Here is a 25,231-nt window from a genome sequence, read left to right as displayed (position 1 = left end):
GCAGGCGCCGACTTAAGAGCGTTTATCAAAAGAAAAATTGAGGAGGTCTGTTTTAGCACAAGGGCACAGAGATCTGACATGGAGAGCACGGAGAAGGGAAATCCTTTTCTGGTTTGGCCTCCGTGACCTGCGTTAAAACAGACTTCATTTGCCTCTTTGCGAGTTGCGTTGGTTATTTTGTTATACAATTTCCGAACGAGATTTAATCCTTTTGGGAGGCCGTCCCTCCAAAAAGGATAGAGGCTGCTATAGTCTAAAAGTGATTCGAAAATGGTATTATATGCTTTCTATTTTGAGGCGATGCGACGCAGCGCGAGTGAGAGCAGGCGCCACCAATTGAACGCAATATTCCACCACCGATCCGCTGCCAGACTCGTGATGATGGAATGTAGCGTATGTTGACCTTATCGACGACGGATGGCGGCGATAACGATGAAGAGGCCGAGAAGGGCGAGACCGGGAATTGAAGTCGCACCGCCGCCTCCGCCTCCTCCTTCGCTGCTGCCACCAGTGGAGCCGGTGCCGTTGCCTATCGTCGTGCCGGTGGTAACGGCCAGCGTGGCGACTTGGGCTGAGGTGAAGTCGCCAGCGGCGAAGGTGATTTCGCGGACGACTGCGTTGCCGGTGTCGGCGACGAGGAGCGTGCCTTCGGGCGAGAGGATGACGGCTTGCGGAGCGTTGAACAGCGCGGTGGCTGCGGAGCCGTCACGGAGTCCGGAAATGCCGGGCATGCCTGCGAGGGTGACGATTTCACCGTCAGCGGCGAGGACACGAATGGTGTGGTTTCCGGTGTCTGCGAAGTAGATGTTTCCGGCGGCGTCGGAGGCGAGGCCACGCGGGTTGTTGAGGAGGGCGTCGGGTGCGTCGCCGTCAGCGGTGCCGACAATGCCGGGTGTGCCTGCGTAGTGCAGGAAGACGCCGAGCGAGTCAGGTGTGCGGAGCGTGTTGTTGCCGGTGTCGGCCACGAAGAGATACCCATCGTTGTCAATGGTGACACCGGAGGGAGCGTTGAAGCGGGCGCCGGTGCCGGCGCCGACGGTGTTGCCCGCGGTGCCAGTGAGGCCGGCAAGCAGAGCCACGGTGCCGTCGGTGTCCACGGTGCTGATAGTGTGGTTGGTGGAGTCGGCGACATAGAGCGTGCCGCTGGCGTCGATGGCGAGGGCGACGGGTTTGCCGAGGCCCGTGGCGAAGGTGGTGACTTGGGCATCGGAGGTAATTTTGCGGATCACGCCGTTGTCCTTGTCGGCGACGAGGAGTTCGCCGGCGGCGTTGAAGGCGATGGCCGTGGGCTGGTTGAAGCGGGCGGCGGTGCCGGTGGCGTCGAGGAGCGCGCCGGAGGCGGAGGCACCGGCGAAGACGGAGGTGCTGCCGGAGGTGTCGATGCGGCGGATGATGTTGGCGGGCGTGTCGGCGACGTAGAGCGTTCCGGCGCTGTCAAAGGCGAGATCGGCGGGGCCTGCAAAAATGGCCTCGGCGGCGACAAGCTTGACAGGATCGCTGTAGGTGGTGCCGTTGACATTGACAGCGCGATAACGGAAGAGGTAGCCGTCCATGCCGGCGTTGATGCGGGATATTTTGAGTGTGCTGGTGAGGACGCCCGAGTAGTTGGAGTTAGTAGGGGATAGGTCGCTCCAAGATTTGCCGCCGTCCGTGGAAATTTGCCAGAGGTAGGTGGGGCGGAGATCCGCTGGCGGTGGCGGTGAGAGTAAAGGAGCGGCCCACGGCGACGACTTGCTCGGCGGAGTAGTTGTTTGTGATGACGGGGACCGATTGCGGGAGTTCCACCCAAGCGGCGTGGAGGCTGTGGTTGTTGAGGTCAGGCACGATGGTCGTCTGTGTGGCTTCGGTGCCGGCAGCCTCGGGTTCGGTGAACCAGCCTGCGAAGGTGTATCCGGGTTTCACCGGCACGGGCAGGGTGCCGTAGGGGAGTTCGCGAGTGACGGTTTTCGTGGCGGGGGAAACCGTGGCTCCTTCACCGGCATCGAAGGTGACTTGGATGACGACGAACGGATTCGCGGCTTGTGTGATTTGAATGTTGGCGGGACTGCCTGATGCGCCTTCGCCGGTGATGCGGAGCGTGGTGGAGCGTTCGGTGCCGGTGCCGAGTGGATTAAGGTCGTATTCGACGGTGATGTAACCGGTGTCAGTGCCGCTGGTGACGGTGGTGATGCGCGCCCAATCGGGGGCGTTGGTCAGCGTGGCCTGCCAGACGAGCGAGGAGCCTGCTTCTCCGCTGTTGGTGATGGAGAAGGAGACCGAGCCGGCGTCCCTGGTGATGGTTTGCGCGGTGTTGGGTGAAACTGAGAGGGCGGGTTGCGGGCCGGTGTTGACGGTGAGCGTGGTGGCGGTGGAGAAGATGTCGCCGCCGACGCCGTTGTTGAGTTTCACGCGGTATTGTTTGCCGGTGTCGGAGAACGTGAGGCCGGTGAGGTCGAGGGTGGCGGATGTTTCGCCGGAGATGTCGTTCCAAGTGCCGCCGCTGTCGGTGGAGATTTGCCATTGCAATGACGGCGCGGGGGTGCCGGTGGCGGTAACGGAAAGGGTGATGTCGCTGACGTAGGCGATGGTGCTGGCGGGAAGGTCGCCGTTTGCGGCAAAACCAGGCGCGGTGACGATGGTGAGGGTGGCGGCAAGCGGGACGCGCTGGTAGGCGACCCCTTTGACATAGACGGTATAAACAGCGCCATTGTCGGCAGCAGTAAGCGTCGGGGTGGTGTAGCTGGCAGTTGTGGCGCCGGAGATGGTTTCGCCGTTCTTTTTCCAAGTGTAGGTGAATGGGCCTGTGCCGGTGGGAGTTACGGTGAAGGTGGCGGTTTCGCCGACTTGCGCGGATTGGTCGCCGGCATCGGCGGCCCATGCGAGCGAGGGCGGGGTTTCTCCGCTTGGGTCAACGATGTTGATCCAGATGGCCTGGCCGCCGGTGCCGGGATCGGCGCCGGTTTCGAGGGCGGTGTTGACGCTGGCACCGAGAGCGTTGAGCGCGGGATTGGGGAATGTGCCGGAGATGGCGGTGGCGGTGACGATTTTGTAGCGGCCGGGGACGGCGGTGGCTCCGGAGTCGGCGCCGCCGATTGCGAGGTTGAGGATGGCGGCGCCGCCGATGGTCAGCGTGCCGTTGACGTTAAGCGTGCCGTGCGAGCCGTCCTCGAAGAAACTGGCCTTGAGGCTGGCCGAGGAGGAAATGGTGCCGGAGCCGTTGAGCGTGAGTGTGCCACCGGCGGATTGTCCGCCTGCGGCGACAATGCCGGAGCCGTTGAGAAGGATGTCTCCGTTGATGACACCGGTGCCACTAAGAGTGCTGGCGCGTCCGCTGATGGTGCGGACACTGCCGTTGTGGGTGCCGTTGACGATGAAGGTGCCGTAATTGAGGTTGGTATAGGTATCCACATAATCATATTGTATGACACCGGTTTCGGCGAGAGTGATGACGCCGGTGGCGCCATCGGCGATGCGAAGGGCCTCCTTTCCACTGGCGTGCGTGGCATGGAGCGTGCCGGAGATGACAGAGCTCTGGTTGATGTAAGCCTGGTATCCGCCGCCCCAAGTGACGAGAGAGTCCTTCTCGGTATTGAGCGTGTTAAAATTCTGCTCCCTAATTGTGCCGGCGTCGAGTTCGGCACCGGTTTTTACGGTGACTTTCGCGCCCCAAAAAGCAGCCGCGCGAGGGGAATAAAAACCGTGGGTGGCGGTGACGGTGACGCGGGTGTGGTCGTTGAGGATGAGTGTCCACGGCTGATCGCTATTGTTGTTATTACGACTAAAGAAGCATGCGCCATCGAGTTCGAGATTGAGCCACGCGCCGCCGGTGCTGGAGAGGGTAAGCGTGGTGGAGCCGGTTAGCGCGCCGCTGGCGGCAAATCCGCCGATTTTATGTGAAACGTCAGCGGGGCCGGTGTTTTCGAGGAGGATGTCAATGGCGGGTGTGCCGGGAAGCGTGGTATCAATGGAAACACGTTCGCCGGAACCGGGAACGACACCGGTGCTCCAATTGGACGGAAGATTGTAGTCGTTGTTGATGGTGCCGAGCCAGGTGACGGTGGTATCGCGGACGGCGCTGTTGTAGGCGGGAATGGAGGCTGGCGTGCGTGTGTAGGTTTCGCCGGAAGCGAAGCCGCCCGGGATGGGATTGCCGCCGGAGTCAGTGATGGTGGCGGTATCGGAAACTTTCAGGCCGATGGTGCCGGCGCTTTCGAGGGCAAGGCCGGAGACGGTGACATAGAGGACGCTCGGATCGCCGGCGTCGGCGCGGACGCCGGTGACGGCAGCACCTGTGACGCCGGCAGCCGCGAGCGCTTCAAAGTCGGCGGCGTCGGCGTCAGCGAAGGCCTCCGAAAAGGTGACCTTGAAGACAACAGCGGCGGAGGTGGTGCTCTCGGTGGCGGGGCTGTGGCGGGTGATGGAGGAGACGGTCGCGGCACTGGCGGTGGCGGCGAGCGCGAGAAACGCGCCGACGGTGACGGCGAGCGCGGCGAGGCGTTTGAGCCAGTTGCGAGGGGAGTTAACTTTAGTCATGATGAAGCGCGGTGGTTGGAGTGTTTGTCGGGTGCTTGGGATTTTAGTTTTTCGTCGGGAAATGAGTTTCAGGATTTGCGCGCGCGGCGTGGCACGATGAGCAGCAGAGCGAGCGAGAGCATCTGCCACAGACTGGGCGCGCCGCCCCCGCCGCCGCCTCCGGAGTTGCCGGGGTCGGGATTCGGTGTGGTGGTGCCGCTGCTGTTTACGGTGAGCGTGGCGGCATTACTCTTGGCGGAGCCCATCGGGTTTGTGGCGATGGCGTGGTAGCTGCCGGTGTCGGTGGTTTGCGACGGGGTGAAGGCGAGCGTGGCATTGGTCGCGCTCGCGACGGGGGCGTTGTTTTTATACCACTGCCAAGCGGGCGCGGGCGCTCCGGATGCTTCGGTCTTGAGTGTGACGCTGGCTCCGGCTGTCACGGTTTGACCGGCGGGCGATGTCGTGATGACAGGGCCGACTTGCAGGACGCGCACGGTGTGGCTGCCGGTATCAAGCACGTAGATTTCGCCGGTCTCGTCGATGGCGATGCCGGCGGGGGAGTTGAGCGTGCTTTGACCGCCGAGGCCGTCTTGCGAGCCGCTGCTGCCTGAGGTTCCGGCAATCGTGGTGACGATGCCCGTGGCGGCGTCGATTTTGCGGATGGTATGGTTGCCGGTGTCGGTGATGTAGAGATTGCCCGTGGCGTCGATGGCGATGGCCTGCGGGGTGTTGAAGCGCGCGTCGGCGGCGAGCCCGTCGGTGGAGCCGGTGTCGCCGGCCAGTCCGGTGATTGTCTCGACGAGAACGCTGGCGAGTGTGATGCGGCGGATGGTGCTGTTGCCGGTGTCCGCGACGTAGAGGTATGTGCCGGCGGCATTGATAGTCAGGCCCATCGGCATGTGGAAACGAGCGGCGGTGCCAACACCATTGGCGGCACCTTGGATATTGGCTGTTCCAGCGAGGATTGTGGTGGCTCCGTTGGAGGTGACGATTTTGCGGATGGTGTGACTGCCGGTGTCGGCAACGTAGAGGTTGCCCGATGCGTCGATGGCGAGTCCGTGCGGTGCGTCGAGTTGCGCGGCGAGGCCGGTGAGGGTGAGTGTGCTGACGGTGCTCGTGGCGACATCGATTTTCTTGATGACGTTGTTACCCGTGTCGGCGACGTAGAGCGCCGCGCCCGCAGAGTCGATGACGATGGCGGTGGGTGCGTTGAATCCGGTCGCGAAGGTGGTGACGGCGCCGTCTGTTGCGATTTTGCGGATGGCGTTATTGTCGGTGTCGGCGATGTAGAGGTTGCCGTTGGCATCGGCGGCGGCTCCGTTTGGTGAGTCGAAGCGGGCGGCGGTGCTTGCGCCGTTGGTTGCGCCGGGTGTGTTTGCCGCGCCTGCGAGCGTGGTGAGCGCGGTTTTGGGATCAATCGTGAGGACAATCTGGAATGTCGCCGTGCCTGCGGCGTTTGTCACCGAAATCGTGATGTTATATGTGCCCGCAACGGTGGGCGTGCCGCTTATGACGCCGGTGCCCGTGTTTACGGAGAGTCCGTCGGGAAGTCCGGTGGCGGCGTAGGATGTGATCGAGCCGCCGGTTGTGTTTATCGTCAGGGAGAATGCCGCGCCGATCATGCCGGAGGTGTGGCTGGCGTTGGTGACGGACGGTTGCCCGATGAGCGTGATGACGAGCGTCTTCGTGTCGGTGCCGCCGGCATTGATTGCGGAAATTTCGACATTGGTCGTGCCCGCTGTGGCCGGCACTCCGGTGATTACGCCTGTCACAGTGTTGATGGACAATCCCGCCGGCAGGCCGGAGGCCGCATAGCTCGTGGGCGAATTTGTCGCTGAGATAGTGTAGCTGAATGACTGGCCCACTATGGCGCTCACGGAGAGCGTGCCCGAGATGACGGGCGCAGGTGGTGGGGGCGGCGCTTCGGCGAGCACCAACTTCAGAGTATTACCGTTCACATTGACGGTGGCGATCAACTCCGATGCCATGGATTCGGCCCAAATAAACTCGGCGGCATTGTTTATGCCGCCTGATGTTTTCAAAATATTATACGTGCCGGTTACCAGTGATGCGCCATCGCCGATAAGACCGGAAACGGGCACGATCGTGATTGTGCCGGATAGAGTGGCAGAGCCGCTGATGACAAGCCCGGCACCGTTCGTTGTCGAAAGCTGCAAAATCGCCTCGTTCCCCGCCTGCACGTTTCCCCCAATCGTGCCGGTGCCAGCCAAGGTCGCGCCTGCACGCACGGTTACATTGGTCGTTCCCAGAGCGCCGTTGACGATTAGCGTTCCGGCATCAATGCTTGTCTCACCCGTGTAGGTGCTGACGCCGGAGAGCGTGAGCGTGCCGGCGCCGATTTTGGCAAGCGCGCTCGGGCCGGTCAGATCCTCGATAGAACCAGCGTAGGTTGTGGAAAGCCCCTTTGCCCCGACTTGCCACGTCGTTATCTTTCCAGAGGTCGGGCCGCCCTGAATACGCGCAGTGGCATCGCCGGAAAGCGCGCCGATCCCGATGATGAAATCATCGCCCGATTGGATGTTTTGTACGATGACTTTCGAGCCCAGATCGATGGATGCCCTGCCGTAGCCGTAATCATTTGATATGCGAAACTGGTTTTCCGCCGGGGCGTTGGGTTTGGTGATGACATTGATTTGTCCGGAAAACAGCGACCAGTCTCCGCTCAAAATCCCGCGCACATAATCGATCACCACGGTCAGCGTGCCACTTCCGGTCAACGGGCCGCTCACGCCGCCTCCCGCCATGCGGGGCGGACACAACAAAGTGCCGGCTTTCCCTTCCGGCACCACAAGAGTATTCGGCAATTCGCCATAGGTTGCGCCTTGGCTGCCATTGTATCCATGCAACTGCAACGTGCCGCTGTTGAATGTAACCGCCCCCCAGCCAATGCCTCCGTTGCCATTTGCTCCCGCTTGCACAATGCCGCCGTTAATTCGGGTGCCGCCGTAATAGGTGTTGGCACTGCTTAATATCAGGCGGCTGTTTCCCGTTTTTTGGAGTGCCATCGGACCGCTGAACAAGCCGTTGCCTTCGACTGTATAGTCTTGTGTGGAGTTGAAAATTATATTGGCCGGCATGAGCGTGCCGCTCTTTGTCACGGACGGCGAATTCGAGCCCGTGTCGTCAAAAGTGATGCTGTCGCCATCGGAAAATGTCGCCGGTTGATTGTCTCCAGTGACGAAATTTTGCGTCGCGTTGTCGAATGCATTGGCCGCATTTCCGCCGCGCCACACCAGATCGCGGCCCTGCGGCAATGGTGAAACGCTGGCAGGCATTTCCAAGTTGATATAGTCATACATGACGTGATTTTGGGCCGAACCAGTCGAGCGCTGAATCAGGGTGATTGTGTTCGCGCCGATACGAAGCGACGACACCGGGATCGTGACATAGATCAGGCTGTATTTCGCGTGGTTGCCAAGGCGGGCGAGCGCGTTTCCGCCAGAACTGCCGCCAGCCGGGTCGGGGGACACTTCGACGAAATGGTTGCTTTCCTGATTCACGAAAACCCGGACATTGCCGCGATCTATGCTGGCAAACGCGAGCGTAAGCGTGGCATCGCCGCTGGCGGGGAGGCTGTCGAGATTGAAGCGGATGCGCCATTTCCATTGCGACCAGACGCCGTCAACAAGATAACCGGAGTGCGCGTAATTCCAATCGGTCGCCCAGTTGCTTTCTCCGACAACATATTCGAGCGGATTCGGGAATTCCTCATGGAAGTATTCCCATAAAAAGGACTTCCAGTAGTCATCTCCGTGCCGGAACTCGTCGGCGCGACGGTTTGGAATGCCGATCTCCCATATAATTCGCTCGCCGGGGTGGATGACGTTCCAGATGACATCGCCCAAATCGTTTATTCCGCCGGCGGTGACTGTCACGGGTTGCGGATGGGTGTATTCCCCCACCGCGCCGTCGGTGAACACAGTGAGGGTGTAATTGCCGGGGCGAGCGGAGGGGATCACAAAATTTCCGCTTTCATCGGGATGCACCCAGGTCTGGTAGCGTTTTGATTCAAATTGCCAGTTGCCGCCCTCGTCGAGGTGGGAGAGCCCGACCCATGTGTTTGTTCCGGCGGAGAGCGCGGGCTTGAGCGGATCGGTGATGATGATCCTTCCCTTGACGTCACCGCGCTGGGCGTTTGCGGGATAGTCGGCGGTTGTCAGCCAAGCGTAAGGCCATGCGGCGATTTCAGCCTGCACTTGCGCCTTGGCGTCGGCCCAGAGAGCGTCACCTGCGTTTTCCGTCGCAGCGGTGGAATTGCAATAGAGCAAAAACGGGCCGTATATTTTCGACCACTCCTCGCCTGCGGCGACAATGGTTTCCGAGGCATTGTAATGATTTCTGCCAAAGTGCAGGAGCTGATTCGCCTCGGCCACCGCGAGGTCGTTCTTTATGGGACCATCGTTGAGGTAATCGTATCCGCCCAATACAAACCATGCGCCCTTTTTGTTTACATTGCTGGCGTGGCCCCAGCAGCCGGCGGTTTGATACTCAAGCGAGTATTGGTATTTGCAGTCGTATTCGCCAGCGCGCTCGCCTGTCGTGAATTGGATGATTTCCGCTATGCTTGTTGATTCGGCATTAAGAAAATCCGTGCGGGTGCCCCAGAATCCATTGCGGGTTTCGTCCGCATAGATACGTTCGAAAATCCAATCAGTCGAGGTGTAGGGCAGCTTCCAGACCATGCGCCATTCACCCACGCTTGCTGCGGGATAACTCGCTGGATGCGATAAAACCGCATACGAGTATAATCCGGTGTCCCCCCGGCGCAGAACAAAGTGGCAATCAATGTCAAAGGCGTGCTTCTGGCTGGCGTTGTTCGCATAAACGGCCTTGCAAGATATATCAATCATGTCGGGCGTGTTTACGGTGACCGTATAGACGCAGTTGGACGGGCCTTCATACATGTCCCCGCCGTCCATGCTGTAGTATATGTAGCCGTTTGTGTCCGCCATTTCAGTGCCTTGGAAAAGATAGGATATGACCCGGGCATTGGACGTGTTGATGGTTGCCGTGACGATGCCGTTGCTGAGAGTCACGTTGTTTTCTTGCATGCTCAACGTGACATCCGCGCCTGTTCCATGCGCCCCGCCTCCGGGGTCATTGGCTGTCATGGTGATGCTTGCGCACAGTGTTGCCGCCACGAAGCCGACTGCCTTAAAAATGATGCGCAGGGGTTTGGACATATTGTTTCTCACGTCTGGGAAAGCACTCGGGATATTTCCTCCCTAGACTAACAAAAACCCGACGGCGCGCCTATCGCACATATGAGGTATTTTTGCAGTACGGGCGGCCAAACCTGCCTAGCGCCAGTTATGCACTTTGAAAAAGCTCTCTCATAGGAGAGGGCTCAGAATTGAAACTGAAAAACGATGGATTTGGGCCATTTTTGACTCTTTCCAAAACAATTCCCTCTCTGAGGCGGCTGATACAAGTGCATAACAGGCTCTAATCAAATCGCGCCGAGGCAGATTTGACGTCTGCGCCGCAAGGGGCGCGATGTAGCGGTTGCGCGACTCAGTCTCCCTTGAGGAACTTCACGACGGCCTCGGTGCGAGTATGCACGCGGAGTTTTTCATAAATGTTCCTCAAATGTGTGCGCACGGTGAAGGCGCTGAGGGAAATCTCACGGGCGATGTCCTTCGAGGTGTGCCCCTTTGATAGGAGTTGCAGAATTTCGATTTCGCGCGGGGTGAGCTTTTCCTTCAGGGCATCGGTTTGCGCGGCCACGTCAGGCTTGCGAAACAACTGCATGACTTTGCGTGCGATTTCTCCCGTCATGGGCCCTTCGCCGTTCATGAGATCGCGTATTGCGGTGACGATTTCCTCGCCACTGGAGCGTTTGAGCAGATAGCCGTTGGCCCCCGCCTTGAGCGCCTTGAATATTTCCTCGGTGTTTTCGTAAATCGTAAGAATCATTACCTCGGTGTGCGGAATGATGCGCTTGATTTTTTCGGTGGCCTGTATGCCGGAGCCGTCGGGGAGGTTGATGTCCATGATGACAACGTCGGGCATGAGCGGCGGAATCCGCTTGAGGGCGCTTTGCACGTTTCGGCATACGCAACACAGCTCAAAATCAGGCGTTTCCGTTATGATTTGGGCGATGTCGCGGGCGATGTCTGCATTGTCTTCAACAACTGCTACCTTGATGGACATGAGGGTATGTTTCTAATGATTCATTGATGTTGGCTTAATGGAGGATGATCGCGCCGGAACGGCAATTCAACCGAGATTTGCGCGCCTGCTCCGGGGGAACTCTCGATTTTAATGTTCGCGCCGATCTCTTTCATGCGAGTATGCATGTTGCGGAGGCCGTTGCCGTCGTCTTCGCCCACTGCGGCGGCCACATCAAAGCCCTGTCCATTGTCGTTTATGGACATACGGAACAGCCCTTCGTTCGCGGACAAGCGGATGGTGACACGATCCGCATGCGAGTGTTTTTGCATGTTGTTGAGAGCTTCCTTGGTCACTGCGAGCAGGTGATGTTGAACTTCGGGTGTCAGAGGCAGATCGGGTATGTTTTCGATACCCTCAACGATGCACGCGATGCCGGTGCCCGCAAGCCGTCGCTGGGCATAACGCGCGATATATGTCGCCAGATCCTCCCATGAGTTGTTTTGCGGATCGACCGTCCAGATTATCCGATGCAAGTCCTCCACGAGTTGATGCGCGAGTGATGTGAGGCGCGTGAGCAGTTCTTGTTGTGCGAGAGTCGGACTTTGTCGCAAAAGCCTGTTTGCGACAAAACTGATTTGCGTGGTGTGGCCGCCGAGGTCGTCGTGCAGGTCGTGCGCGATGCGGGTGCGCTCGCGATCAAGCGCGTGTTCGTGCTCAAGGCGGCGCAAGCGCCGCTTGAGAATTCGGAAGGACATGCGGCGCGCGCACCATGCGACAATCGTGGCAAAAACGAGCAGGGCGAAGGTGCGCGCCACCATGTTTGCCACCACGCGGCGGCAACGATAATGATGAGCGACGCTTCCGACTGCGTCAGGATACCGCTGTCCGAATCGCCCGCCTGCACGCGAAACACATAACGTCCCGGAGGCAGGCGCGGGTAGATGGCTTTGCGCTCGCCGCCGGCATCAATCCACTCAGGGTCGTAGCCTTCGAGCATGCGCCATATTTGGGTGCGCTCGGGAGTGGAGAAATTGAGCGCGGTGAAACGGATTTCGAGGGGGATGGCGCCGGACGGGATGCGCGTTTCGGCTCCGGGTGCCGGGATGATCGGTGCGCGGCCGTTTGCGGCGATGGCGTCGATATAAACCGGCAGGGGCTTGCGTGCCTCGCGGGAGTCCGGCGGATCGAAGCCGATAACGCCGCGATAGGTGATGAACCAGACGCGTCCGTCGCGCGTTTTGCAGGACATGGGCTGGCTGCCGAGCAGGCCGGAAATACCATCGAGGTTTTCGTCGTGTCCGAGCAGGATTGCGGAAACTTTTTTCCCGGGGGTGTCCGCAACGGCGAGCAGTTGTTTTGTGGATGCGTGGAATATGCCACGGCGGCTGTTGACCCAAAGGCGCCGATAGTCGTCCTCGACGACTTGGTTGATGGTTTCGTCGGGCAGGCCGTCCGCTTGCGTGAAGAGCCGCGATTCGTTTCCGCGCCAGAGGAGCAATCCTTGAATCGTGCCGATCCAGAGCCGGTCTTCGCTATCAACAAAGAGCGAGTGAATGCGGTTGAACCGTGTGGAGTCGTGGAGCGGGTGTTGCTCAAATTTGCCGGTGTTCTGGTCGAAGCGAAGAAGCGTGTCGCGCACGATGCCGATCCAGATTTCGCCATTTTTGCGCTCGGCGATTCCATGACGCGCTCGCCGTGAAATCCGTCGGTTTGTGTGAATTCGTGCATTTTCCCAGCGCGCAATACGCCGAGGTGCCTGCCACCCCAACTGACCCAAAGATCGCCATTGGATGCGCAAAAAGCGACTGCACATTGACCTTTCCTGCCGGCGTAATGTTGCAAAAGCCATCGCTCGCCACCGCCGTCGTGCGGGCCGTTGCCCTTGACCGTCGTCCAATAGAGCCCGCTGACGGAACCGGCCCAGATACGCCCGTGTTTGTCGGCGCAAACACTGCTGATGTAGGGAATGCTTTCCGCCGCAGCCATGGTGGCGATACTAATGTTGCCGTTCTTCATGCGCACAAGGCCGCCGGATTGATTTGCGCACCAGAGAGCGCCGTTGCCATCCTCGCACACCGACGAACTCACATCCGACGGCAAACCGGCGGCGGTGTTGAGCAGCACGTGGCGTTGTGGCTTGGCTCGCACGAGGCCGCCACCGTGCATGCCCAGCCACACATTGCCGTCGATGTCGTCCGTGATGGACATCGCTCGTTCCTGGGGCATGGGCACGTGCGTCAGGACGCCGTCCACCAAGCGAAAGACGCCATCGCGTTTTGTTGCGATCCAAAGCGCCCCGTCGTCCGCTTCGAAAATATCCTGGATGCCGAGCCGTCGCGCCGGCCAGTCTGTTTCGGAATAAACGATGCGCCAGCGGTTGTTTTCGATTTTCGCCAGATGCTCGCGCGCGGCGACCCACACGCCTCCGGAGCGCGCCGGGGCGACGTAGAACGAATTACCTGTCTTGTGCGCGTATTCGTGCAAACCTTCCTCGTCATGCCAGCCGAGAAAATCGCCGCCCGCCACCCACAAGCGTTTCTGCTGGCCGTTCGCAAAAGTAAAGGACGCGCCGCGCGCGTTCACGCCCTCGGCGGCTCCGAATGTTTGCAGCTCGTTGCCATTCCATCGCAGGCATTTTGATGTTTCCGTGCCAATCCAGATGTCGCCGTTCTCATCGACGGCCAGTTCGCGCATGCGGGAACCCTCCATCTTGCCATTTGCCGGATGCAGCTCGAAAACACCATCGCGCAAGCGCACCAGTTTGTCGCCTCCGGTGAGCATCAACAGCGTGTGATCGTCCTCCAGCGCAAGCGCACGGATGTTGTAGCCGCCCAGCGTAAAATCGTCGGGAACGCGGTAAGTTACGAATTGTCGTCCGTCGAAACGGGCCAAGCCGAGCTGTGTGGCGACCCACAGAAAACCATGCCTGTCGCGGATGACCTTGTTGACTGCATTATGCGGCAGTCCGTCCTCGGCATCCCAGCCGCGCGTAATGAAGCCGGACGTGCGTGTGTGCAAATTGGGCGAGGCCTCCTGTGCGTCGAGCCAAGAGTCGAACGTCACGAGCCGCACAAGGACGGCGTAACCGACGCAAAACCACCTGCGCAATCCGAGCCAGGACGGAGCGCAGGCTGATTTTTGCATCAGTGAATGGGGCGTCATTTCCAGCATGACGGCACGGATATTAGCACAAATGCAATCGCAAAAAAATACCTCAAATGACCGATAGCAGCCGCCCGCCAATTTGATATTGTCACTTAAAACCCACCCTAGCCTCAATCCTGAACGCCCTGCGCCCCCTAGAAGCTGAATAAACCCCGGCGACAAGCCCTCTGCCCCAAACCAGTTTCCATATTACAATGACACAATTGCCCTATCATGCAAACACGACGCACCCTTGGGTATCCGAACATAAAACGAGCCGCCGCGTGATGCGAATAGAATTACTTTCATACTAAACCCAACCAACCACATGAACTGCAAACCTGCCAATCCCCGATCACATGCAGCCTCCGTTTCGCTGTTTGACAAAATCGCACTTGCCGCCAAGCAAGTCGGAGCAATCACACGAGCACTGCCCGCGTTGCTTGCATTCGGGTTCATCTTTTCAGTCGGCCCGCAACTTGATGCCCAAGCGGCATCCACTGGCTTTGTCGCTGGCCGCGTTTTCAGCGCCAAGACCGGTAACGCCCTCCCCGGCGCGCCCGTTTATCTCGATGGCGCGACTGCCCCCGCTTCCACTACCGATTCCAGCGGCTCATTCACCATCACCGGTCTCGCGCCGGGCGAGCATTCGCTGCGCGTCACCTATTCCGACCTCGACAGCCTGACAAAAACCGTGATCGTCGAGGCCGGTGTCGCAGCCACCGTCGAGTTTTCGCTTTCCTCCTCAATCTACATGCTCGATGCCTTTGTCGTCGCCGCCGAGCGCGAGGGACAGGCTTTCGCCATCAGCCAGCAGCGGCAGTCGGACGTGATGAAAAACGTCGTTTCCGCTGATGCATTTGGCAATATCCTCGACACCAATGCCGGTGAAATTCTGAAAAACATCCCCGGCATTTTTGTCAATTATGACGGTGAGGACGTCAAAGACTTTTCTGTGCGCGGCATCAGCCCGAACGCCACCACCTTCACGACCGATGGCAACGTCCTCGCCAACAGCGGCCTCAGCGCAATAGATGATTACGACCGCGCTGTCTCGCTGAAAACATTTTCGATTGCCGCCGTGGAAACAATCGAGGTGTATAAAGTGCCTCCCCCTTCATCCCCGGCCAACGCCAGCGGTGGCGTTGTAAACATGATTACGAAAAACGCGTTCGACCAAAAAGGCCGCCGCGTTTCATTCGGACTCAACCTCAACCTCAATACCAAGGCGCTCGACTTCGGCAGTTCCAATGCCGGTGGCGCCGAGCCGTCCCGCAAATGGGGGCCGGGGTTCAATTTTTATTATTCCGAGGCGTTTTTGAACAACACGCTCGGCGTCTCGTTCACGCTTAATGCCTACGAAAATTACCGCTACAGCTTTGAGCTTGGTGAATTCGGCGACACCTACCCTTCGCTGCCCTCCGGAGAGCTTCCCTCCGCCGGCACGGAGGGTTTCCTCAACGACTGGCTGATGACGGAGCGCAGTTCACGCAATCAATATCGCACCGCCTCGCTCAATCTCGATTACAAACTCTCCCGCAACACCTCCATTTTCCTGCGGACATCATATAATGACGGGAAGGAATTGAACAGCCACTATCATCGCCTGCGCATCGGCAGGGTCGGGGGAAGCACGTATGATGCGGCAAACTCGGATTTTGACACGATGGATATCAACGGCTATTGGTCGATGTCCTCAATGGCGCTCCTCGCAGGGACGTTATAATGAAAACTGGTCTGTCAATCCGGGCGTCAAGCACACATTCTCGTGGGGCAAACTTGACTACGACGGCTACATGTCCCGCGCGTTTACGAAAGGCGCCAATGGCATCAACAGCATCACGCTCCAAAGCCCGCTCGGCCATTTCGTGTTGAGCGATGCGCGCCATGAGGATGGCGCCACAATTACCCAGATAGACGCAACTTCCACCAATGACTGGCTCGACCTCGACAATTGGACCACATTGCTGGTCCAAAGTTATGACCAGCTCCTTACCGACCGTCGCAACGGCGGCAAATTTAACGTCATGGCGCCGGTGACATTGTTTGGCCATCCGCTCGCGCTCCGGGCCGGCGGATCTTATGTCGATTGGAACCGCAAGACGCACAGTCTCCGCTCCGATTACAATCTCAAGATCAACCTCCACGCCAAATTACAGTGAGTTTTATGATCCTAATTTCCTGGATTCCTCGGACGCCTCCCGCTCGGTGATCCCGAACTGGATCAGCACGCAAAAAGTCACGGAATATTTTTATAATAATCCGGACATGTTCACAAGAAACGAAGCCGATTATTACACATATCTGGCCCGTTACACACGCGACATCTCCGAGTCCGTCGCCGCCGGTTATTTCATGGGATCGTGGCAGATAGCCAACTTTAATATAATGGCCGGCGCCCGTTATGAACGCACGGAAGTCGAGACTTCCGGCTGGTCGCGCGGAATTGACTGGAGCACGACGCCGCCGACCCTGGTCACAGGTGTCGATGTTCGCGATCAAATCGCCCGCGGGGAAAATTCCTACGACAATTGGTTTCCAAACGCGCAGTTGAAATATGAGCCGGTTGCGAACCTCATCCTGCGCGCCGCATACACGACGTCGATCCAGCGCCCTGACATGACCAAGCTCGTTCCCTCCGACTCGCTTTCATTTAATGCTGATAATCAGTACTACACCTTCCAGCGGGCCAACATCGCGCTGAAGCCGCAATACAGCACCAATTATGATCTCAGTGTTGAATATTACCTGCCCAACTCCGGCGTGGTGACCGCCGGGTGGTTTTACAAGGAGATCGACGACTACATCCTCCAGACCACGGGCTGGGCGGATAACATAATGCCCGGGCTTCTGGATTGGTTTACTGACTATCCGGTCTGGGTGCAAACCATGCAGAACGTGGGCACCGCCAAGATGAGCGGCTACGAGTTCAGCTATCGCCAGAATTTCAAACAGTTTAAGTTCCTGCCGTCCCCATTGCAGAACCTCGATTTCTACGGTTCGTTCAGCTATGCCAAGCCGGAAGGCGATATCGAAATCCTCAATATGAAGCGCAAGGTGCTGAACGCGCGCCTCACCTATCGCGCGCGCAGTTGGTATGCCACGGTGGCCTACTATTGGTGCGATAGCTGGTTGCGCCGCAATCCGACCAGCGTCGGTTCCGTCGAGGAGGGCACATTCCGCATGGGCGACGACGGTGTTTACGTCGCCCCGAGCGACCGCTGGGATGTCAGTTTCAACTGGCAGTTCTCCAATACTTGGACGCTGTCCTTCGACTGGCGAAACATCCTCAATGAAAAGGAAAAATACACACGCTACGACCGCGCGGTTCGCCATTATGTCGGTGGCACCACTATCGCCGTGGCCATAAAAGCCAACTTCCACTGAAATGCCCCGGGGCGCCATTTTTAACATAAACGAAACTTTATCTTCCAACACTCGCCGTCATGAAACAACAACCCTTACCCGCCTCGGCGCTCGTCGTCGCTGTTTTCGCCGCCACCATTGTCTTTATTGGGGGCGCTCCCCGCGCAGTCGCGCAAGCCAGCGGCCGCCCTGTCGCCACCGTTGACTGGACTGGCGCTGTTGACTCAAACTGGCTCAATCCCGCCAATTGGAGTTCGGGTGCCATTCCCGGCTCCAGTGACCGCGTTCAGTGGCTAGCCACCGGCACCTCGCGAAACCTCGTCCTATCCTCTGCCAGCGCCTCAAGCGTTTCATATAAGATCGGAGGCTTCGCAGTCACGCCTTCCACAGGCGTTGCAAACATCGCGCTCCAAAGCACCGGCGGCGGCTGGCTCGACCTCGAATTGGACGGTCCCGGGTTTTATTCCTACAACAGCAATAATTATGACATCCCCTACAACCTTACCCTCGGGGACCACACGCGCATCACAGTCACTGCGGCCACCGGCAACTGGTTGACGGCGCGTGGCGGCGGTTTTTGGGGTGCCAAGGTCAGCATGCAAACCGGCTCGGAAATCCACTTCATTGAAGGCCTCGCGTCTCCGAACATTTATTCGCTGCATTCCGAGCAGGGCACTCTCGTGACATTTGGCAACACCGAGTCCACCATTAGTTATTCTTCCGTCATTTCCGGCACGCTCTACTCCACACGCGCTGGGGGCAACGCGCTTCGTTTCGGCGAGGGCGACGGCGATGTCATCGTTATTGGAACAACCGGTGTTGTGGAATTCGCAAATCGTGATAGCGCGGAGATCTATAGCAGAGTCAATCGGGGCACCCTTCTCATCAACGGCATCCACAACGGCAGCGTATCCACCATTGGCGACCGCAGGGGTTACATAGGCGGCACAGGCCGCATCAATGGAAATGTTGTTCTCGAAAACACTGGACGGCTTGGCGGCGGCGGCACAACGATCGACACTGCGGGCACGCTTACTGTCAACGGCGACGTCACTCTCAGAAATGGGGGGATGCTCGACTTCTATTTCTTCGACAATTCCACATGGAACCAGCTCATCATCGCCGGCAATCTTGCGATAGAAAGCGGCGGTCAACTTTCTGTCGGCATCGGCGCCGGTTCCGAATTCGCACTGCGCGCCGCGGAGTATAAAGTCGCCACTATCACCGGCGCCATCACCGGCGATTTTTCGAACTGGAACCAGAACGCGTTTTCACTCACCTCCATCGCCGAATACGAATTCCGCCCGGCTGCCGGCAGCGAGACTGAAATATGGATTTCGATTGACCGCGCTCCCTTCGCCTCGGTTTCCGGCCTGACGGCCAACCAATTCGGCATAGCCCGCATCGTCGATGACGCCATGGACATCATCCCTGACGAACTCATTCTCTCCCTCGATGCGCAGGTCACCGCGCGCGCCTATGGACAGGTTCTCAATCAGCTCGGCCCGCAAGCCTACCAAGCGTGGTGGCCCGCCGCGCTCATCTCCGCGTCCGCGCTTGGGGAAAGTGTCTCGCACCGCCTCAGCGTAAGCGGAGCGGGGGACGCTGCCTCGAAAAAGTTCAATGTTTGGACGCAAGCCTCGCGCTCCGAGTCCACTGTTTCGACAACCGCCAACAACGAATACTTCAATTTCAAACCCTACGATTTTTATCTCGGCGCGGACCGTGCTTTCGCACGGATTTGTTGCCGGTGCCGTCCTATCTTACAACTACACCGATTATCGCCGGACGATTCCGGTAGCAGTGGCGACTCCTCCAGCATCACCGGCGCGCTCTACGCACGCTTCCGCAAAGCCGCTTTCCAACTCGATGCCCTCGCATTCTACGGCATGGACGACTACTCGGCCGACCGCAGCGTCGTCCGTTCCCGTCTCGGCAGCTACGCCAAGGCCGACACCGACGGCAAGCACTCCGGCTTCCGTTTCCAACTCGCCTACAATATTCCCACGCCGATCCTCGACATTGCGCCGGTCGTCGCCGTCGCCTACACAAAGTGGCACGCGGACCCGTTCACTGAAACCGGCGATACTCTCGTGCCGATCCACGTCGAAAAACAAAGCGCGGAGGCGGTACTCCTCTCCGCCGGTTTCCGCTTCTCTCGCACTTTCGACATCCTTCGCGGCAAGGCGCAAATCCGTCCCTTCCTCAATGTTTTCTACATGCATGACGCCGAAGGGGGTGATCGGCATATCAGGGCAAACGTATTGGATCGCGACATCGAAGTTTTGGCCAGAAGGCTTGATCGCGACGGCTGGCGCATCGAAGGCGGTTTTTCCGTCGATTACACCAACGGCTTTTCGCTCTTTGCCAGCTATGGCAACGACTCAAATATCATTGTCGATCAAACCATCTCCGTGCGCGCCGGTGTCGGATACCGTTTCTAAAAAAACGGGACGATATCCGAGTGAAACTCCGCCAAAGCAACAACAACAACGTATAGTGACTCCAAACATCACAATAATGAAAACCATGCCCTGCGCATCTCAAAATCCCCCCGCCCTGTATCACTATCTAATAGCAGCGGCCAGTGGCATGTTAATATCGTCTTCGCTGGTGATGGCGCAGGCTGTTAAACAATCCGATACAGATCCCGCCGAATCTCATCCCCGCGTCCCGGTTGTTACTACTACAGATAGCAGGCCCTCCGACGACATAATCGTGATGTCGCCTTTCCAAGTGGATTCAAAAAAAGAAAAGGGCTATTTTGCCGAGAACACCCTCGCTGGCAGCCGCATGAAGACAAATATCGCCGACTTGGGCGCATCCATATCGGTGATTACGAAGCAGCAGATGGAAGACACTGCATCGTTGGATATCAATGATGTGTTTCGTTACGAGGTGAACACCGAAGGTTCCTCGACTTATACGCCGGGGATATTGTCAGCCCGGAGCGATGGTGTCGCCGACACGATTGCGGCAAACAGTGGCGGCTCCGGAATCGTGCAAACCAATGCGACCGCCAATCGTGTCCGCGGATTGGGAGTGCCCGGCTCGGCACTGAACTATTATCCGGCCAATCCACAGGTGCCCTTCGATTCTTACAACACGGCATCACTGGAAATTTCGCGCGGGCCAAACTCCATGTTGTTTGGCATGGGCAGCCCCGCCGGCATCGTAAATCAAAGCACCGCTCAGGCCCTGTTAAACAAAAACACCGCACAGGCATCATTCCGTGTTGATGATCGTGCGTCAACCCGTGCCAGTTTTAATTTCAACAAGTCTCTCATAAAAGACACCTTGGCTGTCTATGGCGCATTTGTATATAATGACCAACAATTCGAGCGAAAGCCGTCCTACGATATTACACGCCGCCAATATGGCGCGATCACCTACCGCCCGTTCAAGAAGACAATCCTTCGCGCAAGCGTGGAAGGTTACACGAATGACAATCGCCGGCCCAACTCGATGACGCCGCGCGATTTTGTGACCGAATGGGTAAAGGGCGGGCGTCCGGTTTACGACTCCGCGACAGGGACTTTCACCTCGCTGGACACGGGGGCCGTAAGCGCGCCTTTTGCCATGTCAGCCCGTTCGCCGAGAACGGATGCGACTAGAAACTATATTAAATCACTGCCAGGTTATGATCCTTCCAAATGGAATGTGGTAATCAACGCCTCCGACGTTCCGGAATCCAGCTATAATGGCGTCGCCATCTATGGTACGGGGGCGTTTACAAACGCCAATTCCATATTGTTTGTTCCTGGCATCGCGTCTGGCATACCGAATCTCGGCCGCACAGTCATGCAGATTGCCGATGGCAATTTGGTTGCTGGTTTACCCCTGCCGTTCAATACCGCACTCAATGGGGCAAAGGCGCAAATCCGGCGGCAAATGCGGACACATGGCCGATAGTCGCTCCCGCTTATCCAAACGCCATTCCTGCTGATAATATCAACGGAAATCCAGTCTGGGATGCCGCCTATAACTCCATCACCACGGCCTCTGGCGGCTGGTCGGCCCCGGTCGATGTCTCGGGATACATGTATTCCGGCGTGACGGACAAAAAAATCTACAACTGGGAGAAGATCAACACGCTTCAGATGAATTATGGCAATGATAGAAACACCAATTATAACCTGGAATTGGAACAGGAAATATTGCCAAATCTTTTGCATTTGAGCGCGGGCTGGCTCCGTCAGGATTTCGATTCATTTTCGAGCCACACGGTTGCGACGCTGGACGTCAATACACTCTATGTGGATACAAACGTGAGATTGCCGGACGGCTCCTTGAATCCGTATCTCGGGCAGGTTTTTGTTCGCGACCAGGACCCGGAAATATACGTGAACTCTGAAACTGCGGACAATTATCGCGCGATGCTTGCCTTCACTCCCGATTTCTCAAAAAATAAAAATTGGACGAAATGGCTGGGGCGTCATCAGATTTTAGGTCTGTTTTCCTATCAGGATGTAACCAAGACTTTGTATAGAAAACGGCCTCAATTTGTGGGTGGCGACATCGCCGGCCAATACCGTTTTATGAACAATCCGCAGAATAATGCGGATGGCACGCCTACCGGTTGGAATTACCAGCAGAATGCCTTGCAGCGCCAATACTACTTGTCCAAACCCGGAGATCCCTATGGCACGGTCACACAGGCTTCCGGCGAATGGGGACGCAATGCATACACCGGTGATATTACTGTCTATAATTACGCCACCAGCCAATGGGAAACGGTTTCGATGACGACGGGCTTGGTGACTCGCAGCGAAACCACGGGAAGGAACCAACGACGGCTCGCGTCGTGGTCCGGTGGCATCACCAGCTATTGGTGGGCCGAGAGGCTGATAACGACATTGGGCATTCGTTATGATGATTATCGCGCACGAGCAATAGCCCAGGAAGGTGCTGCCATTACCGATCCTGTCACTAAGACCGTAATATCCAAGGCGCTGACCAACGCCGAAAAATGGGTGGACGGTGTTTATCAAATCGACAAAGTATTTTCACGCTGGAAGCCGTGGGATGAGTTGAGCGGCACCACGAGCACAATTGGTGGCGTTCTGAAACCTTTCCAAGGTTGGGAAGCGATAGAAAGCCGTGCTGATCGCGGTTCCCTATGGTGGGAGTTTGTCCGCAGTTTTGGCGTTAGTTATAACAAATCAGACAACTTTAATGCGCCCGATGCCGCGCAAGTGGACTTGTTTGGCAAGCCGCTCCCAAAACCCACGGGAGAGGGCACAGACTGGGGCGTCCAATTTTCGCTGTTTAAAAACAAGCTATTCGCCCGCGTGACGTGGTTTGAGGCATCAAATGACAATGAGCGCATAACTGGTGGCAGTGCGATTACCCGCCTGAAGGATCACCTTGATACCACGTCCTTCAGAAAGTGGGCGCGCCAAATTGCGCTCATTAACAAGTTCGGTGACCCAACGGTCGCAAATTGGGCTGGCGGACAAACGCTCACACCATCAGACGAGCAGGAAATCCAGGATGCCACGGCGACAATCTGGCAACAATCATACAATTATTACGGTGAGATTGGTTCCACGGCTGCATCACAAACTGCAAATGCCAAGGGTGTTGAAGTGCAGGTCACCTACAACCCGCTTCCAAACTGGACGATGAAACTGACCGGCGGCAAGCAAGAGACCAGATACAGCGACGTGCTTAAGGAATACACCGCTTGGTATGCGCATCGAAGCCCTGCGTGGGACAATGCAAGGGCCGCGGATTATCTTCTGCCTCAATATCAGCAATACGCAAACTATACAACCAGCAGCGGCGGGAATGTGAATCTCGCCAATTTCTGGGACAGCTACGGTTTTACTCCAGAAATCGGCATCGACCGCACCGATGGATGCACGAATGTCAGAAATTACTTCAACAACGTGGTTCTTCCCCAAGTAAATACGGCGATTGATCTTGATGGCAGGCTTGCGCCGGGACAGCGCAGATTTCGCTGGGCCTTCCTGACGAATTATGTTTTCACCCAATCGGCGTTGAAGGGATTTGCCGTGGGTGGCAGCCAGCGTTGGGAAGACAGATCAGTCATTGGTTACTACGGACGATCCAGCGGTGCAAATACGCTCATCCCAAACTATATTGATAGATCGGATGTCAACCGGCCGATTTACGATTCTGCGAACTGGTACACGGATTTATGGATTAGCTATACTACCAAGATTATGTCTGGAAAAGTTCGCATGAAATTGCAGCTTAATGTGGTTGATGTTTTCGAGGATGGAGGTCTTCGGCCAGTGGCGGTCAATTATGACGGTTCTGTCGCCTCCTATCGTATCGTTGATCCGCGCACATTCATTTTGTCAGCAACATTCGATTTCTAATCGAAACGAGCTCCAAATCACTTCGATAAACTTCAGCCAATCCGACACCTCAATCATGAAAAAAACACGATTCCACATAGCAACTATGGTATTCGCCGGCCTTGCCGTGGCCGCGTCCCCCGGCGCTGTCGCCGCCGACGCGCCGCATCTGAAAAAGCAGGGCACGGTCACGCAACTGATCGTCGATGGCAAACCCATGTTGATTCTGGGCGGCGAACTCGGCAACTCGACCGCCTCGGACCTCAAGTATCTGAACACTCATTGGGGGACGTTCAAGACCATCGGCCTGAATACGGTCATTGCCCCGGTCGAATGGGACCAGATTGAGCCAACGGAAGGAGTCTATGATTTCGCGCCGCTCGAAGGTTTGGTCCAGCAGGCCGAGGCCAATAATATGAAGGTGGTCTTGTTGTGGTTCGGTGCGTGGAAAAATTCGATGTCCAGCTACGCGCCACCCTATATCAAGCACGACTATAAAACCTATGCGAAGGCCCAGGACAACAAAGGCGTGCCGCAAGACATCCTGAGTCCCTACGATCCGGATACATTAAAGGCTAACCAGCGTGCATTCGGAGCCCTGATGGCTCACCTGAAGACGTTCGATAAAAATCACACTGTCGTCATGGTGCAGGTTGAAAACGAGATCGGCATGCTGCCGGTCGTGCGCGATTACAGCCCCCAGGCGCAGGCAGCCTTTGAGGGCAATGTTCCGAAGTCCCTGATCGATTACCTGCAAAAGAACAAATCGAGCCTTCATCCCTATGTCCGCGCCGTCTGGGCCGACAAGGGCTATAAAACCGCAGGGACGTGGTCGGAGGTCTTTGGCGACAGTATCGAGGCGCAGGAAATCTTTCAGGCCTGGGGGTTTTCGGTCTTCGCCAATGAACTGACCAAGGCTGGCAAGGCGGCCTACGACCTGCCGATGTATGTCAACGGGGCGCTTAATCGTCCCGACCAAAAGCCCGGTCAGTATCCAAGCGCCGGCCCCATTCCCCATGTGTTCGACATCTGGAAAGCAGGAGGTCCGGATATAGACCTGATCGGCCTCGACGCCTATTTCCCGAACTATGTTTACTGGGCCGATCAGTTCAAGCGCCCCGACAATCCCGTGTTCGTTCCCGAAGCCAATCGGGCCGGCAGGACCGACGCCGGCGGCAACGCGTTTTATACTCTGGGCGAACTGGAGGGCATCGGTTTTGCGCCATTTCACATTGAAACGCTGCCCAATCCCTCAACCCATGCCCTGACGGACGCATTCCGGGTGCTGCATCAAATCGCGCCGATCATTCTCGCCCATCAGGGCAGGGGCACCATTCGCGGCTTCAGGGCACCGCTGAGTTATGAAGGCGTGCTGGACGAAAAGCCGCGCATATTCGATCTGGGTGGATACACGCTCACGGTTTCCATGGTCGATTCCAGGACCCCGAAAGAGACACAGGATATCGCCGCCCATGGCGGCCTGATCATCCAGACCGGCAAGGATGAATTTCTGGCCGCCGGCAGGGGCGTAATCATAAGGTTCGCGGATGCCGCCAAATCAGGTTATCGGGTCGGCATCGAACAGATCGTCGAAGGTGAATTTGCCGATGGCAAGTGGGTCGGCGGTCGCTGGCTCAATGGCGATGAAAGCGGCCAAGGACGCTATCTTCGTCTGCCGCCGGAGAAGTTTGGCATCCAGAAAATCAAACTCTATCGCTATAAATAATATAAAAATAGACGGATAAGCGTCGATCCGTTTGGCGGGTCAC

General features: G+C 57.4%; 14 protein-coding genes and 1 pseudogene. 9 read left to right on the top strand and 6 right to left on the bottom strand.

The features are described 5' to 3' along the window. Positions 1-404: 404 nt before the first annotated feature. The 6 genes and pseudogenes from OH491_RS00195 to OH491_RS28090 all read right to left on the bottom strand — a co-directional run. On the bottom strand, positions 405-1,553 hold the full coding sequence (locus OH491_RS00195) for a hypothetical protein (RefSeq protein WP_342750797.1): 1,149 nt from the start codon (positions 1,551-1,553) through the stop codon (positions 405-407). A 58-nt stretch (positions 1,554-1,611) separates the two neighbouring features. After that, positions 1,612-4,512 (bottom strand): beta strand repeat-containing protein, encoded by a 2,901-nt coding sequence (locus OH491_RS00190; protein ID WP_342750796.1) that lies wholly within the window; start codon positions 4,510-4,512, stop codon positions 1,612-1,614. Positions 4,513-4,580: 68 nt separating this feature from the next. Continuing rightward, entirely contained in the window at positions 4,581-9,623 is a 5,043-nt protein-coding gene (locus OH491_RS00185; RefSeq protein WP_334319668.1) for a polysaccharide lyase family protein, read from the bottom strand. 403 nt (positions 9,624-10,026) lie between these two features. Beyond that, the gene (locus tag OH491_RS00180; RefSeq protein WP_068772708.1) at positions 10,027-10,665 is read right to left on the bottom strand and encodes a response regulator transcription factor; all 639 of its coding nucleotides are present in this window, start codon (positions 10,663-10,665) and stop codon (positions 10,027-10,029) included. Between the two features lie 20 nt (positions 10,666-10,685). Then, the gene (locus tag OH491_RS00175; RefSeq protein ID WP_342750795.1) at positions 10,686-11,444 is read right to left on the bottom strand and encodes a sensor histidine kinase; all 759 of its coding nucleotides are present in this window, start codon (positions 11,442-11,444) and stop codon (positions 10,686-10,688) included. Between the two features lie 119 nt (positions 11,445-11,563). Next, positions 11,564-12,439: pseudogene (locus OH491_RS28090) on the bottom strand (two-component regulator propeller domain-containing protein); the annotation flags it as partial. On the opposite strand from OH491_RS28090, the gene OH491_RS28085 reads away from it, so the two are divergent. The 9 genes from OH491_RS28085 (at position 12,439) to OH491_RS00135 (ending at position 25,188) form a co-directional block, all read left to right on the top strand. Beyond that, positions 12,439-13,266, top strand: coding sequence for a hypothetical protein (locus OH491_RS28085; RefSeq protein ID WP_425429185.1), 828 nt, complete (start codon positions 12,439-12,441; stop codon positions 13,264-13,266). The pseudogene OH491_RS28090 and the gene OH491_RS28085 overlap by 1 nt on opposite strands. An 84-nt stretch (positions 13,267-13,350) precedes the next feature. Next, positions 13,351-13,761: a hypothetical protein gene (locus OH491_RS28080; protein ID WP_425429184.1), complete on the top strand. Its 411-nt coding sequence runs from the start codon at positions 13,351-13,353 to the stop codon at positions 13,759-13,761. A 337-nt stretch (positions 13,762-14,098) separates the two neighbouring features. Next, entirely contained in the window at positions 14,099-15,496 is a 1,398-nt protein-coding gene (locus OH491_RS00165) for a TonB-dependent receptor (RefSeq protein ID WP_342750793.1), read from the top strand. A 70-nt stretch (positions 15,497-15,566) separates the two neighbouring features. Continuing rightward, entirely contained in the window at positions 15,567-15,932 is a 366-nt protein-coding gene (locus tag OH491_RS00160; RefSeq protein ID WP_342750792.1) for a hypothetical protein, read from the top strand. Then, positions 15,853-17,157, top strand: a complete 1,305-nt coding sequence (locus OH491_RS00155; protein ID WP_342750791.1) for a TonB-dependent receptor domain-containing protein — start codon at positions 15,853-15,855, stop codon at positions 17,155-17,157. Before OH491_RS00160 ends, OH491_RS00155 begins: the two co-directional genes overlap by 80 nt. A 59-nt stretch (positions 17,158-17,216) precedes the next feature. Continuing rightward, complete coding sequence (locus OH491_RS00150) at positions 17,217-19,580, top strand: autotransporter outer membrane beta-barrel domain-containing protein (RefSeq protein WP_342750790.1); 2,364 nt, start codon at positions 17,217-17,219, stop codon at positions 19,578-19,580. A 76-nt stretch (positions 19,581-19,656) separates the two neighbouring features. After that, positions 19,657-21,048 (top strand): TonB-dependent receptor plug domain-containing protein, encoded by a 1,392-nt coding sequence (locus OH491_RS00145; protein WP_342750789.1) that lies wholly within the window; start codon positions 19,657-19,659, stop codon positions 21,046-21,048. Positions 21,049-21,188: 140 nt separating this feature from the next. Beyond that, entirely contained in the window at positions 21,189-23,483 is a 2,295-nt protein-coding gene (locus tag OH491_RS00140) for a hypothetical protein (RefSeq protein WP_342750788.1), read from the top strand. A 55-nt stretch (positions 23,484-23,538) separates the two neighbouring features. After that, entirely contained in the window at positions 23,539-25,188 is a 1,650-nt protein-coding gene (locus tag OH491_RS00135) for a DUF5597 domain-containing protein (protein ID WP_342750787.1), read from the top strand. Positions 25,189-25,231 lie beyond the last annotated feature (43 nt).

The sequence above is a fragment of the Termitidicoccus mucosus genome (genome assembly GCF_038725785.1).
Classification (GTDB): domain Bacteria; phylum Verrucomicrobiota; class Verrucomicrobiia; order Opitutales; family Opitutaceae; genus Termitidicoccus; species Termitidicoccus mucosus.
The sequence above is the reverse complement of the archived record's forward strand: the minus strand, read 5'-3'. Positions and strand labels throughout refer to the sequence as shown.

Bases quoted from the DNA above. Each gene is read 5' to 3' on its own strand.
- OH491_RS00155 (WP_342750791.1), top strand. From the start codon at position 15,853: ATGTCGATTGGAACCGCAAGACGCACAGTCTCCGCTCCGATTACAATC.
- OH491_RS00175 (WP_342750795.1), bottom strand. From the start codon at position 11,444: ATGGTGGCGCGCACCTTCGCCCTGCTCGTTTTTGCCACGATTGTCGCA.
- OH491_RS28080 (WP_425429184.1), top strand. From the start codon at position 13,351: ATGCAGCTCGAAAACACCATCGCGCAAGCGCACCAGTTTGTCGCCTCC.
- OH491_RS00145 (WP_342750789.1), top strand. From the start codon at position 19,657: ATGAAAACCATGCCCTGCGCATCTCAAAATCCCCCCGCCCTGTATCAC.
- OH491_RS00180 (WP_068772708.1), bottom strand. From the start codon at position 10,665: ATGTCCATCAAGGTAGCAGTTGTTGAAGACAATGCAGACATCGCCCGC.
- OH491_RS00185 (WP_334319668.1), bottom strand. From the start codon at position 9,623: ATGACAGCCAATGACCCCGGAGGCGGGGCGCATGGAACAGGCGCGGAT.
- OH491_RS00160 (WP_342750792.1), top strand. From the start codon at position 15,567: ATGTCCCGCGCGTTTACGAAAGGCGCCAATGGCATCAACAGCATCACG.
- OH491_RS00165 (WP_342750793.1), top strand. From the start codon at position 14,099: ATGAACTGCAAACCTGCCAATCCCCGATCACATGCAGCCTCCGTTTCG.
- OH491_RS00190 (WP_342750796.1), bottom strand. From the start codon at position 4,512: ATGACTAAAGTTAACTCCCCTCGCAACTGGCTCAAACGCCTCGCCGCG.
- OH491_RS00135 (WP_342750787.1), top strand. From the start codon at position 23,539: ATGAAAAAAACACGATTCCACATAGCAACTATGGTATTCGCCGGCCTT.
- OH491_RS00150 (WP_342750790.1), top strand. From the start codon at position 17,217: ATGAAACAACAACCCTTACCCGCCTCGGCGCTCGTCGTCGCTGTTTTC.
- OH491_RS00195 (WP_342750797.1), bottom strand. From the start codon at position 1,553: ATGGACGGCTACCTCTTCCGTTATCGCGCTGTCAATGTCAACGGCACC.